The sequence below is a fragment of the Novipirellula methanifontis genome (genome assembly GCF_052161655.1).
GTDB lineage: Bacteria > Planctomycetota > Planctomycetia > Pirellulales > Pirellulaceae > Novipirellula.
Genome location: NZ_CP197418.1, coordinates 10376609 through 10390541, shown reverse-complemented (window position 1 = coordinate 10390541; position 13933 = coordinate 10376609). Strand labels below are relative to the sequence as shown.

The following is a 13933-nucleotide window of genomic DNA, read 5'->3' as shown; positions in this document are numbered from 1 at the left end:
AGTCCCGGTAGTTCCCACAGCGAACTTTTGCCTTCTCAAATTTTCTAACCTCCCATTTTTTAACCTCTCCTTTATCTTCGTTAGGTGATATCTAAGGCTCACGATCTCGACGGGACTGACGGTATCGGAGGAGGAGATGCGGGGCATTGGATGAGAAGGTTAGAAAATAAAAGGGTTAAAAAATGGGTGTCGTCCACCAAAAAACAGCGATCCCCCAAAATAGGAGACCGCAGATTGACGCAATGGCAGGCACGTTCGAATGACCCCGCGTCCCTTTATTCGCTCTTTTACGCAGATCGAAAGCCTAGCCGGACGTCGACGAAGCCGTCTCTCTCAACCTGCGCGAACAGTCCCCGGAGAATCCGAAGACAGTTGGCCCGCGAATGGCGCGAATGAACGCGAATTCAAGCCAGACGATAAAAACATTCGCGTCGATTCGCGTCATTCGCGGGCCAACCATTTCCAGCACATCACTCGACGCAACCCTTGGTGTTCCATCCATTCCCGCAACATCGTCGAGCGTATGTTCGGCAATCATCGGTTCGCAGACAACAATGAATCGTGGGAACGCAATTCACCCAACTGTCGCGGAGCGACTATTTGCGATAGCCTCGGACTTTAGTCCGAGGAATGTTTGTCCACATCAACCGCGTCCCAGCGGGACGATGTGTGTTTCGATCGTTCGTGACAAAATGTCGCTCCGCGACTTGATACCTACCGAGGCACCGAAACCTAGGACTAAAGTCCAAGGCTATCCCCCAAGGTGCCTCCGGCACCAAACAATGAGTCCCGGTAGGGACGGCAGCATGTAGCCCACGGCGTAAGCCGTGGGAGCGATTCCACCTAACAGCCATTAGCCCCGGTAGGGGCGACAGCGAACGGTGCAATTGTTCAACAGATGCCACGATGGGCTACCGCCAACGCTGCGACAACCGCGTTTCCTCACCACACCTTGTGAAGAGAGCGGACAGGAAGATGACGACAAGAAGATGGGGAAAATCAACGATCATCGCCAATCGCAACGCAACGACAGACAACCGCTCTGAACGCGAGTCCGGGGCGAAGCCCAATTCAATGAGTCCCGGCAGGGACGGCAGCATGTAGCCCATGGCGTAAGCCGTGGGAACGCAGTCCACCCAACAACCATTAGCCCCGGTAGGGGCGACAGCAAGGTGTGGGGTGAAACTTCGTCGGTGTTAGCTCCTATATCCGATATGCAAACGGAGCCGCCTGAGGTTGCGCCCAATCATCAAAAGTTGTCCATGACCAGACCACTTCCATAATCGAAGGAACAGCTTCCGGAGCCTTATATTTTCTCAACTCTATTTTTTCTATCTTGCGGAAATCTACGTCACACCAGGGTTTATTTTGACGCGAGCACGTCGAATCCGAGGGATCGCAATTGCTCTACTTTGCCAATTGATTCGCAATAGACGGCGAGGCAATCACATGCTCGGCTTAGCGCCACGTAAGTGATTCGATGCTCTTCATTGTCAGGTGAGGGATTAAGAAGATGTTCGATAGCAGCTTCGCGGAGCAAGACAAAGCACGCTTTCGACTCAGTTCCTTTCGCCTGATGAATGGTTCGCGTCCGTCGAGTTTCCTCTGTTGTTCGCACCGTAGACAAGAGATCACGAAAAAGTATCTTGTCAGCGGCCTGGTAAAATCCCCCACTCTTATTTGGCTTGGCGAGTGTGATTGAAGGATACCTACCCAAGACGAATTCACGAAGTGCGTTGAAGAGCGAAAGACAAGATTCATCGGAAACTGCTGAACGCCGATTAATCGCAAACTCCAGCAAGGACATTCCAAAACCGTTTCTGAACAATTTAGAAACTTCCGCATCGCCCCCAAAGGGTTTTCGCATCTTCCGACTGCTTGACGAAACCGCAACAACCCGGCGGACTGCCAAATCAAACATGTCCTGTTCTGAAAGCGAAATGGACTCCGCGAGTACAGAAAGAAACCTGGGACGGTCGAACTCTGAAGCATTTAGACGTTTCCAGGGGTTCGTTTTTGCGTCTCCCATTGCCAAACGAATTGACGCTACATCCGTATGGCTGCGTGCCAAACACAAGAGAGAATCGTCGACACCAAAATGACATTTTGCTTGATAAATCGCGGCGCTGAGGTCACCAGATAAGAAGATCGGCTTGGGGCCAGGCTTCGTTCGCCTGTACTGCTGCAGCAATCCATCGGACCGGACTCTGTTAAGGACAGAGACAAGCGACGACGTGCTGCGACGATTTCCAAGAATTGAGTAATCGCGTTGACCAGGAAGCGAGAAGTCTTGGAAATGCGTCCTCGACGCTCCCGCAAAACCAAAGATCGACTGGGCCGGATCGCCGATGACTCCGACGACCGTTCCCGCATCCGCCATCCAGGAAACTACGGCGGCTGGTATCGACGTCGTGTCCTGGTACTCGTCAATGAATAGATAGGGGAACCTCGCGGCTAAGAAGCCAGCAAGTTCTGGATTCGCTCGAAGTAGATGATGTGAAAAGAAAATCACATCTTCGTGGCTAATTTGACCCGACTTCCAATACAAGGCTTTGTACTGAAGCAGCCTGCTAGGGGTCAGCAATTCCTTGACTTCATTCGAAAAGGGGGCTTTCCCGACGGTGAACTCAGCCTGGCCCGTACTGTCGATCTGTGTGGAAACCGACCGAAGACACTTCAGCAGTTCATTGTATGCCGACTTTCGTTCCGAAATTGTCAGTTGCCTCTTATTGTTAGCCGCTAGCCAATCATGCACCTTGTTCGTATGAGGAAGATGTTCGTCATGGCCGGTGACATCTTGGTGCATGATTGGTGTGTTATTGAGAAGGGCCGGCATCAAATGCAAATACGGTCGAACCAAGTTTCGATAGAGAAACGAATGGATTGTCGAGATCTCCGTGCTTCCTGACGTATTTCCTAGCCTGCTCAACAGTTCTCGGACGGCAACATTGGTATGCGAGATTACTGCAATTTTTGATACGGAGGTCAAGCGATCTGAACGTCTTGTGACGTCACGGATATGATTCGTTAACCAATGAGTCTTCCCGGAACCAGGTCCGGCGGTAACTCGAAAATGGTGTTCGATTTCAAGCAACGATTCATCAGACTCAATCTCTGTGGACTTCATGTTTGGGCGACTCCTGTTGCGGTCGCCCATTCAATTGCATCTTTGATGTAAGGTGGGCAGTCAAAGTCTTGGTCAGAGCTGCGGATAATCTGTTCAATGGCGAATGCATGCTCACCTTTGCAGTCGGCAGCAAACTTCAAGTATGCCGTTGCATAAGTCAGGCGAAGCCTTTCAGCTTGGTCCAAGACAGTTTCTAAGTCGTCAAGTTGATCTGCATCAAGCAAGTGTTTAATCGAATCAATCTTTTTTGTCTGGTCATCAGTAAACTCGATCAGAGCGCTCCGATTTTTCATTGACTCGGAAATAAATTGCTTTCGATAACTGTTTGTCAACGCCAAATCGTATTCCAGAGTCTTTTCAGCAACAAAGACTCGCACGTACGGATGCCTGTCTGTCGATGTCAACAGCGACGATGCCGTTGGTGATTGATGACGATACTCGTACATTGATTTCTTCGTATCAAGCTGAAACGGATAGCACGCCTTCCAACGCGAATTTTTTTTCTTCTCTTTTCTGCACGGATCGCCGTCAACAATGCAAACGACCCGACGTTTAAGGTACTGATCTTTATGCGTAACGCTGGATCCAATCCCAAATAGTGGAAGGAAATGCCTGAATGTCAGACCGTCAACACGCACAACAGCAACATGTGCTTGGTCAAATGGCAATTGATTCCGCTCTGCGATCGCTGGGATGATGAGTTGCTCAGCAATGCCCTCAACGAAGACAACCCCCTTTGCAAACAGCATCGTTGGACTTGGTCGCATCAAGATATCTGGTTACATAGCTTTTGGATTTCTTGCCCTCTTCGCAATCTGGAAAGAGCTTTGCCGGGTACGACACGTCAATTTTGCCGGATGCATTTACCGAAAGACAGATGATGGGGTCTAGTCCGACGGCAGATGTCACGTGCGTCGAGTGCGACGTCACGAAAATTTGTCGGCTCGAATTTGGATCATCGCCAATGCGACTCACGATGTGCGACAGAAGCTTGTGTTGCAGTGCTGGGTGCAGGTGAGCCTCTGGCTCCTCCACCATCAGCATCGGAAAGATTGCCGCATTTTCACCATGCCGCTCAGATGCACTGACCGACATGCTTGCAATCATTAGCGAGATGTAAATCAAGTTGTTGTATCCCATCCCTTGGTGAGTCGCTGGAAAGCTGAACTTCTCGTTGGCAATGAATAGTCGAAGAGTTGAGATGATATCGGATTCCTGAAGGCCTCCATTGAGTACGGGTTGACCTCCGTCGCTCGCACCCGTTTGTGATACCAAGTCAAAAAGGTTTTTGGTATCAATGCGATTGACCAGACCATCGCGAAGAATCCGTGAACTATTTCGAAATTTCTTTTTCAACTTGAGAATCTCTTCTGGGTCGCTTTCCGAATCAAGCACTTTACGTAGCATTGCGTTGAATAGAGGGCTGCTCCCCGAAAACATTTCGGATTCAACATTACGAAGAGCATCGAGAAACTGGCAGTCGAACTTGGCGAGTAGTTCACGATCGACAGCGACTTGCGTTAAATGGTTTCCGGCATATATCCGGGATACATACTTCGGTGTCAGCTCGTCGATTGCATCAAAGAATGAATCGTGCGTTGGTTTTTTACCGGCGTGTTGTTCGAACTCTGGATGATGTTTCGCCGGCAACGAAAACGAAAAAGTTAGAGTGGCTTCCCATGGCGCATCGAGTTTCGTCAACCAAGTGGCCACCAAACCACGATCAGACTCAGAGTCAGCATTCCCAGATGAACGAAGTGTCACCGCAACCTCGATCATGGGAGGCGTTTTCGATGGCTCAATGAGCCGATTGAAGTCATGTACTGTTGGACGACTCGTGCCCCTGCGATTAAAGATGAGTGCTAGAGCCTTCAATAGTGTTGTTTTGCCACCATTGTTTTCACCGATAATAACGTTCAAACCCTCTTGAAACTCAATTGTCGAATCGTTGAAGCACCTGTAATTCTTAATCTGAACGCAAGCGATGTACATTCTTATTGACTCCGTTTGGACCAGCTATTGATATAAGGTGATTCGGCCGAATTAGAGTTGGCGGACGTTGCAAACAGCGGCGGGGAGTTCGGCGATGTCGGATTCGTTGACGCGGGTAACCGAGCTAGCGGAACCCGAAACGAACGTGGTTCGGGAAACGGTACGTAGTACTTGCCGCTGCTGGTGAAGCCGGCGTACAGGTCGAAGCAATATCCAACGCCGACAACGACCAAAACGGAGGCGTACGTCGTGACTCACCAATTCGCTTGATAAACCGCGATGCGAATCAAAATTCGCATGAGCCGGAGTATAACAACTCAATTGCTAGCGGGGGAGCAGCTTGGACAGCATCTGTCCAGGGCGTCGCATTTTGCCAGAAAACCGTTGCCCAGATTGGGTTGCCAGTCGTTGAGGCGGGGTTTTGTGCCACCCGTAATCGACACCTGTCGTCGCGTTGCGACTGCCCAGAATGTTTTTTTCCCTAACCACGGACTCACGTCCGTGCCTACTTCCTGTCGTCACTTCGTGACTTGCAGTCACCCAGTCGCAACGCGACGTCAGCACGCGACAACCAATGTTGTAAAAAGCCCCGGTTATTATCGGGGCCTTGGACAAAAGGGTTTGGGGGTACCTTGTACACTAGTCGAACTTCCTCACGATGGATCTCAATTCTTTCGATCAAGAGCTTTACCAGGTCACGCCGAAGAGAAAAGGCCGCATCAGCAAGCTGTTCCCCTACTGAGTCGCTTAGCGAGGCTAACACCTCGCTTGCGGATGCCATGTCGATTTCTGTGGACGCACGCCCGCGAAGACTTGCTAAAGCCGCTTTCTCGCGATCGTGGCGCTCTCGCAATGGACCAATCCGCTGCTCAAATTCACGACGCTCCAATAGCCCAGTCTCGTAGCCATCGATCAAGCGATCCAGTCGACCACGTAGTTCGGAGACCGTCTTCTCCATTCGCTGAAGTTGCTCTGCGTCAGCGCCGGGTTCACCGCGACGACGCTCTAGTTCCACTCGAAGGCGGTCGGGATCTCGCAACAGCTTGCAGACTTCTGACCACACCAGTGATTCGATTTCGTCGCCCTTGACCGACGCGTTATCGCATATTTCTTTACCCTCATGGCGGTGCCGGTCAGTGCCGATGCAACGATAGTAAAAGTACTTACTGCCGCCGCTACGTCGTGAACAATACGCGGACCCACAAACTCCACAAAGAACCAGTCCCGATAATAAGTATTTGCCGCCGCTCTGGCGCTCACGTTGCCTCTTTCGATTATCATCCATAATTTCTCGGGCTCTCTGGAACAATGCTTGGTCGATGATCGCTGGAACCGAAATGACAATCTGTTCGGATGGTTCCGTTGCTTTGGCTACCTTCGCTTGGCGGGGCACGACTGGGGCACCTCGCTTCGATCTTTTCCCTGGTTTCCGCGGCATTAAACGCTCTTTTCCGTAAGCGGCCTGGCCGTAGTAAGCTGGATTGAGAAGGATACCACGAATCGTCGATCTGTCCCATTCAGCTTTTCCTTTCGCAGTGACGACAGATTGCGCTGCTAGGCGGCGAGCAACCTCCGAAAGCGAACAGCCACCCTCTGCGACCCAATGAAAAATAAGTTTCACGTGTTCGCTTTGCAGCGGATCGATTTCCCAACGGGCGCTTCCATCGCCTTGAGCTTTATTGATGTAACGATAGCCATACGGTGCACGCCCAAAGACGCTCACATTTCCTTTGGCAGCTGAATACTTTCGTCCACGCCGGGTTCTCTCAAGAATTTTCTCGCGTTCGTACTCTGCGATCATCCCTTGCATTTGGATCAGCAGATTTGACTCGGGGCTATTGGCAATTCCCTCCTGGTTGAGGAAGACAATCTCGCAATCATATTTGTGCAACTCTTCGAGCAGAATCGCTTGATGCGCCATTTTGCGACTGAGTCGATCAGGGGAGTGCACGTAAAGTCGGTCGATGGAGGATGTTGCCAAAAGATCGCGAAGTCGCTCTAGTGCCGGGCGAACGAGTTGGGCCCCTGAGTATCCGTTGTCGCAAAATTCGAAATCGGGTTCGATATGAAATTGGTCGTTCGCAATGCGGTTTCGAATAGCTTCCAGTTGCGAGTCAATGGTTTGTTCCTCGGCCTGCTTCTGAGAACTGACACGAGCATAGAGTGCAACGGTTTTAGGAAGGTTCATCCATGAATCTCCAGTGTGAGTGTGGACTCATCCCGCCGGGGTTGCGGGGCAGTTTGTACAGTACTATCGATCGGGCCAGGGGGCGGCTCGATAAGTCGGTAAGCTGCCTGAAGGCGGTGTTGAGAGTGGCGATCGACCTCAAAATCGATCGTCAGCGACCGACCGCCGATGTGAACAGGCCCATCCATGGCATCGAAACTCCACAAAAACGAGGGAATCCCGGCACGTCTAGAAAGCTAGCACTTTCGCGAGGTCATCGTATTTATCCCGTCCCGGGAACAGATAACGTGAAAGAACCAACCACTTTTTACAACATCGGTTGTCACGTCAGGGATTAGCCCCGGACGTCATTCCGGAGAAAGACGCAGACATCCGTCGCAAAGTCGCGAAGTGACGGCAGGAGAACCAGGACGATTCGTTTTGCACCAGAGGAATGTTTGTCCCTCGCACCCATGATCGATGCCTGTCGTCGCGTTGCGACTGTCCAGAACGTTTTTTGTCTCAAACCACGGACTCACGTTCGTGGCTACTTCCTATTGTCACTTCGTGACTTGCAGACGTTTCTGCGGGCTGACGCCCGCAGCTCACTGCTGTCGTCGCTATCGCGACTGGAATCGCGGATAAAGACAATGTGGGAACCGGCCCTACTGGACTTGGGACATGTCGATGCCCGTCGAAAGTCTTGACGACTTCCGCTACGAATTCCGGATCGATTCTTAATCGTAATCTTACTCTTAATCCTAATCTTCTTGGATTGTTACCGGTCCAGCGAGGCTCGCGGAAACGGGATGAAGATTATGAGTATGATTAAGATTAAGAGTTGGTTAGACGAGGGCACCGCGGTAGTGAGGCCAGCCAATCACGCTCACTGCTGTCGTCGCTACCGCGACTGGAATCGCGGATAAAGACAACGTGGGAACCGGCCCTGATCGTCTTGGAGCATGTCGATGCCCGTCGAAAGTCTTGACGACTTCCGCTACGAATTTCAGATAGATTCTTAATCGTAATCTTACTCTTAATCCTAATCTGCTCAGGTTGTTGCCCGTCCAGCGAGGATCGCGGAAACGGGATTAAGATTACGAGTAGGATTAAGATTAAGAGTTAGCAGGTTGAGGGCGATGCCCTACTGGCTGGCTTTTACAATCTTTCGCATCTGGAGCGAAACGTCCGAGTTTTCGTAGATCTTGTCGATCATCTCGGTGTATACTTTGGCGAACCGCTCGTTCTTTGCCAGTTCACCAAACACCGGCGTCAGCCGTAAGAATGACAACGGGTCGTCGCGTGTTGCTGCGGCCGCTTGATGTAGTTCCGCCTGCTTGCCGTCGACAATCTCGAGTTCCTTGTTGTATTGATTCACCCCTTGGTCGCTGTACCAACACCACGTCGCGATCACCAGTGCCGCATACTGAATGCTGCCGCCTCGCTCAAGATTTTCGGTGATCGTCGGGATCAGGAAAACCGGCAATTTGCTGGAGCTTTCTAAACAGATTCTCGCCAGGTTGTCTTTGATGTTTGGATTTCCAAATCGCTCAATCAGCGTGTCTTTGTAGGCATCCAAGTCGATGCCTTCGACGGTGTCCAATACCGGTGTGGCCTCGACGTCCATGAACTGACGTAGATACGTTGCAAACAGTTCGTCGGAGACACATTCATCAATCGTTGCATGGCCATAGATCGAACCAAGGATTCCCAAGACCGAATGTCCGGCGTTGAGCAGCCGGATCTTCATCTTTTCGTACGGCGTTACATCGGGAACGAATTGGGCCCCGACGTTTTCCCAGGCGGGGCGGCCGTTGCAGAAATCGTCTTCGATCACCCATTGGCAAAACGGTTCACAGGTCACCGGCCATTGGTCCACCAATCCCATTTCCTTTTCGAGATAACTCATATCTGCTGCCGCCGTGACGGGAGTGATGCGGTCGACCATCGCATTGGGAAAGCAAACCTTGCGCTCAATCCACTCCGCCAGTTCAGCGTCCTGATGACGGGCAAAACCCAAGACCATTTTGCGAGTCAGGTTGCCGTTGTGCTGAATGTTGTCACACGACTGGACGGTGAAGGCCGGGATGCCGTTGTCGCGTCGCTGTTTCAGAGCCGCCGTCAAATAGCCAAACGCAAGTTTGGGCTGGTGTGGATTCTGCAAGTCGTGCTGTGCTTCGGGGTTGGACATGTCAAATTCACCGCTATTAGGGTCGACGTTATAGCCCCCCTCGGTGATCGTCAGCGAAACAATCTTGGTGTCCGGACTGGCCATCCGGTCGATGACCGCCTGTGGGTCGTCGATTCCCATCATGAAATCGATCACCGATCCGATCACCCGGTTTTCGATCTTGCCGCCTGGGTGCCGGACGATCAACGTGTAGAGATAATCCTGTTGTTCGAGTACCGAGGCGATTTTGCGATCCGCCTCGCGTAATCCGATGCCGCAAATCCCCCACTGCGAGAAATCGCCCGAGTTCATCAAGGCATCGGTGTAGTAGGCCTCGTGCGAGCGATGAAACCCGCCGACGCCGATATGCACGATGCCGGTCTTGATTTGGCTGCGATCATACTCGGGGCGAGCGATCGCGTCGGGTAGCCGCTGCAGGTTTTCCTGACTCAGTGGAATGGGTTGGTTCATGAGGGCTCTCGCTGGTTTTCAGTGGGTTGTGTTGAATGTTTTGTTTGCTTAGCGACGTTTGGATCAATCGCTGCGTAGCGGAACTCGTCAAGCGTTTCGTTGATCTGTGAGCCGCGACGCGTGAGCGGCCGGGTCCGGTGCGATACCCGGTGCCTTACGGCCCGCGGCTCAGTAATACGAAATTGTATTTCGTTTGAATCAACAGCCTCCTCGAGAGTTTCGGGGGCACTCGCCGTGGATCGAAAGTCTTGACGACTGCCGCTACGAGTCATCTTGCCATTTGTTGTTGCTTCATCAATCATCGTGTTGCGGATTCAGTGCTTTTCGCCGATGCAATACCCAATAGGCGAAGACAAAATAGGTGATCGTAAACACGAAGCCCCAGGTGTAAAAGATGTCGCGGTTCTGCTCGTACGTTTCCAAATCGGGACTCCAGAACATCACCATCAGCGCCAACACCAGCGTCAGCCCCAGGCTGCTTCGCGAGAATACGTGCAACACCTTGGAGAACATCGAATGATCCTTGACCGCTTCGCCTTCGTCGATCGCCTGCTGTATTTGAAACTCTTTGATCGCTTCGTTCATCTTCCGATCGGCTTCTTCTTCGGCCGGATACTTCTCGGCGGCACCGTAGAATTTGGCGAGCAAGGTGTAGAGCAGGATCGTGAACAGCCACGTCGGCAGGAACAGATAATAGAACGACATCACCTGCATCGCATTCAGCCCGAATCCGAACACTAACCCGGCCGCCCATGACGCGACCGCGGGCGTGCTATGAGTCAGTTTGCGGTAAGTAACCCAGTAGCGAGTGAACCCAATGCGAGGAAAAATCACATGTTCGGCAAACACGATTCCGCCCACCGGAACGACCAATAGCCCTGCATAGGTCAGCAGCGGAAGCATCTGACCGAATACAAACGGAAAACACGCGATCACGACCGTCACACATCCGACCGTGAAGGTGACTCCCTTGCGTGAATGGTTGTGAAAGATTGCCTGGGCCGCCAACCCGGCTCGGTACAGATTCGCGTTCGCGGTGGTCCAGCCTGCAATAATCACAATCACGTATCCGGAAAGCCCCAACGCGCGATAGGCGACATCGCCGGGATCGAGCTCGACGATGGTGGATTTAAGCAGCACTGCGGTTCCGGCTCCCATGATGCCCGAGGCAATCCAGGCAACGTAGTGCCCGAACAACATCCCGGCACTGGTGCACAGCCCGTAGATCGATCGTTTGGCGTAACGCAGTAGCGCCATGTCGATCAAACCAAAGTGCGTGATCGTGTTGGCTGCCCAGGCGAAACCGATCACCTCCCACAGCCCGATGCCTGGTTCTCCGGCGCTGTTTTTTCCGGTCCAGATCGAATGATCGCCGATCGTGATGAAATCCTGGAACCCATCTAGCGTGGTGCGGCCAAGCACCGATTCCGCCAGCGCGGGGAACAAGACCAGCGCGCCGCTGACGAACATCACGACCAACCATGGCCCACACAGCCCCGAAAATTCGGCCACTGCGCTAAATCCATACATGGCGACGAATACGACGATCATGCCGACCGAAAGCACCACCATCACGAATAAAGCACTGGTGGGATACCATTGCAGCTGAGCGGGGATGTTAAATAGCAGCCGCACGGCGGTACACGAGACGGTGATCATCGCCGCCGAGATGACCGTAAAGATCAGCACGTTGGCCCAGTTATAGAGGTCGCTCATCGAGTCGCCGGCAATCTTATGCAGATACGTGTACAGACTGAGCCGAGTCTGCACCGCGATCGGCGCCGTGATTAGCGTCCAACTGAGAATCGCCAGAATATTGCCGACCAGCAGCCCCACCAGAATGTCCATCGTTGTCGCGCCTAGAGCAACAAACGTCGCCCCAATCACAAACTCGGTCGCCGCCACATGTTCGCCCGCGTACAAACCGACGAAGTGCGTCCAGCCGTGAAGCTTATGCTGCGGAACCGGCAACTGCTCTTGCTTCATGTTCGCAATCGCCTGCTGGCTCGTATCGGCACTCATGGTGACTTCTCGTGATTCGTAGGGTGATTAGATTTCAGCGGCAGGCGAAACTCACTGTGATAAGATTTTTGATTATAAACCGATGCGCGGTCACGTTGTGCGGCCAGAAGCAATGATTTGTTGCATCTTGTACGATTAAAGTTTGAAAGAGAAATGTAACCGTTCACGCTGAAGGTATGTTTTAATTACTTGTCACCTCTCCACCGACGAAGGGGACTGCTGATTTACGTACGACATCACCGCACTTTTGTTAGCCGCTTGGGCGCTAGCCCCGGTTGGATGGTGATGAAACCGTGGCTAGCGGCTTGTTGATTTAGTGAGCCGCTCGCGCGTGAGCGGCCGGGTACCACGCACTACCCGGTGCCTTACGGCCCACGGCTCACTACTTCGATTTGCATTTCGATTAAATCAACAGCCCCGCTAACGCCAAAACGCAACGCTGTGATTTATTTTTTACAATAGGGTTTGTCTATTTTTAGCGTAGCGGAAGTCGTCAAGACTTTCGATCTACGGAGAGGGGAGCCAGGAACGTGTGCGAATGACGATTCCAAGAGAGAGAATGACGTTCGGCTACGAAATGCCCGGCTAACGAAGTAGCGGTTTGACGACTTCGCCGTGCACGTCGGTCAATCGATAGTGCCGGCCTTGAAACTTGAAAGTCAACTTCTCGTGATCGACGCCGAGTTGATGCAAGATCGTGGCATGCAAATCGTGAACGCTGAGCGGGTTTTCGACGATGTTGTAACCGTACTCATCGGTGGCACCGTACGTGATACCTGGCTTGATCCCACCGCCGGCCATCCACATCGTGAAGCAGCGTGGATGATGATCGCGGCCGTAGTTGGCAGGTTGCAAATCGCCTTGGCAATAAACAGTCCGGCCAAATTCGCCGCCCCACACCACCAACGTTTCGTCCAGCATCCCGCGATTCTTCAGATCGGTGATCAAGGCCGCCGTCGCTCGGTCGGTTTCTTTACAGCGAACCTTTAGCTGTTTCGGTAACCCGCCGTGCGTGTCCCAGCCGCGATGGAACAACTGCACAAATCGGACTCCACGCTCGCTGAGTCGCCGTGCGATCAACGCATTATGCGCATAGGTACCCGGTTTGCGTGCATCTTCGCCATACAGTTCAAAAGTGCTGTTGGGTTCATCCGAGACGTCGGTCAACTCCGGCACCGAGGTTTGCATGCGATACGCCATCTCGTATTGTGCAATCCGAGACACAATCTCAGGATCGCCAACCTCATCGGCACGAAGCTGGTTCAACTGTGACAAACGATCCAGCGTATCACGACGCAATCGGGAACTAAATCCAGGCGGGTTGTTCAAGTACAACACTGGCGACTTGCCGCTACGGAACCGTACTCCCTGGTGCACCGACGGCAGAAAACCGCTGCCCCACAATCGATCGTACAGAGGTTGCCCACCATTGCCGGAAAGCATCGCGACGAAGGCGGGCAAGTTCTCGTTCTCGTTGCCCAACCCGTAACTCATCCACGCACCGATACTCGGCCGCCCAGCGATTTGAAAACCAGTTTGCAAAAACGTGATCGCCGGGTCATGGTTGATTGCGTCGGTATGCATCGATTTGATGATGCACAGATCGTCGACAATCTTGGCGGTGTGCGGTAACACGTCGCTGACCCAGGCTCCGCTCTCGCCGTGCTGTTTGAAATCGAAAGTCGATCGGGCAACCGGAAATGAGGATTGCCCCGCAGTCATCCCCGTCAACCGTTGCCCCCCAAACACTGACGCGGGCGTTTCCTCGCCATGCACCTTGTTCAAATAAGGCTTATAATCCAGCATGTCATGCTGAGGCGGCCCACCGGATTGAAACAAATAGATGACCCGTTTCGCGCGGGGCGTAAAATGCAGCCCCCGCTGTCCCGTAGCCGCTGCAAACGTCGATGTCGGGTCCAACAGTGATGCGGCCGCCGCGCCGCCGAGGGTCGCCGAAGCGGATGCCAACAGGCCGCGGCGGTTG

The 13933-nt window shown here is 52.7% G+C and carries 7 protein-coding genes; all 7 read right to left on the bottom strand.

Annotated elements, in window-relative coordinates; translation table 11 throughout:
* Positions 1-1363 precede the first annotated feature (1363 nt).
* The 7 genes from SH528x_RS36980 to SH528x_RS36950 all read right to left on the bottom strand — a co-directional run bounded on the left by SH528x_RS36980 (position 1364) and on the right by SH528x_RS36950 (position 13920).
* Positions 1364-3127, bottom strand: a complete 1764-nt coding sequence (locus SH528x_RS36980) for a UvrD-helicase domain-containing protein (protein WP_442508426.1) — start codon at positions 3125-3127, stop codon at positions 1364-1366.
* A complete protein-coding gene (locus tag SH528x_RS36975; RefSeq protein ID WP_442508425.1) occupies positions 3124-3876 on the bottom strand; it encodes an ATP-dependent endonuclease in 753 nt (250 codons plus the stop codon). Before SH528x_RS36975 ends, SH528x_RS36980 begins: the two co-directional genes overlap by 4 nt.
* A complete protein-coding gene (locus tag SH528x_RS36970) occupies positions 3845-5119 on the bottom strand; it encodes an ATP-dependent nuclease (protein WP_442508424.1) in 1275 nt (424 codons plus the stop codon). Before SH528x_RS36970 ends, SH528x_RS36975 begins: the two co-directional genes overlap by 32 nt.
* Positions 5120-5624: 505 nt before the next feature.
* Positions 5625-7307: a recombinase family protein gene (locus tag SH528x_RS36965; RefSeq protein WP_442508423.1), complete on the bottom strand. Its 1683-nt coding sequence runs from the start codon at positions 7305-7307 to the stop codon at positions 5625-5627.
* A gap of 1123 nt (positions 7308-8430) precedes the next feature.
* Positions 8431-9927 carry a mannitol dehydrogenase family protein gene (locus SH528x_RS36960; protein WP_442508422.1) on the bottom strand — a complete coding sequence of 499 codons (1497 nt, stop codon included), beginning with the start codon at positions 9925-9927 and terminating at the stop codon, positions 8431-8433.
* A gap of 294 nt (positions 9928-10221) precedes the next feature.
* On the bottom strand, positions 10222-11949 hold the full coding sequence (locus SH528x_RS36955) for a purine-cytosine permease family protein (protein WP_442508421.1): 1728 nt from the start codon (positions 11947-11949) through the stop codon (positions 10222-10224).
* Between the two features lie 585 nt (positions 11950-12534).
* Positions 12535-13920, bottom strand: coding sequence for a DUF1501 domain-containing protein (locus SH528x_RS36950; protein WP_442512244.1), 1386 nt, complete (start codon positions 13918-13920; stop codon positions 12535-12537).
* Positions 13921-13933 lie beyond the last annotated feature (13 nt).

Excerpts from the sequence above, each read along its gene's own strand:
- SH528x_RS36960 (WP_442508422.1), bottom strand. The coding sequence starts at position 9,927 with ATGAACCAACCCATTCCACTGAGTCAGGAAAACCTGCAGCGGCTACCC.
- SH528x_RS36965 (WP_442508423.1), bottom strand. The coding sequence starts at position 7,307 with ATGAACCTTCCTAAAACCGTTGCACTCTATGCTCGTGTCAGTTCTCAG.
- SH528x_RS36975 (WP_442508425.1), bottom strand. The coding sequence starts at position 3,876 with ATGCTGTTTGCAAAGGGGGTTGTCTTCGTTGAGGGCATTGCTGAGCAA.
- SH528x_RS36970 (WP_442508424.1), bottom strand. The coding sequence starts at position 5,119 with ATGTACATCGCTTGCGTTCAGATTAAGAATTACAGGTGCTTCAACGAT.
- SH528x_RS36980 (WP_442508426.1), bottom strand. The coding sequence starts at position 3,127 with ATGAAGTCCACAGAGATTGAGTCTGATGAATCGTTGCTTGAAATCGAA.
- SH528x_RS36955 (WP_442508421.1), bottom strand. The coding sequence starts at position 11,949 with ATGAGTGCCGATACGAGCCAGCAGGCGATTGCGAACATGAAGCAAGAG.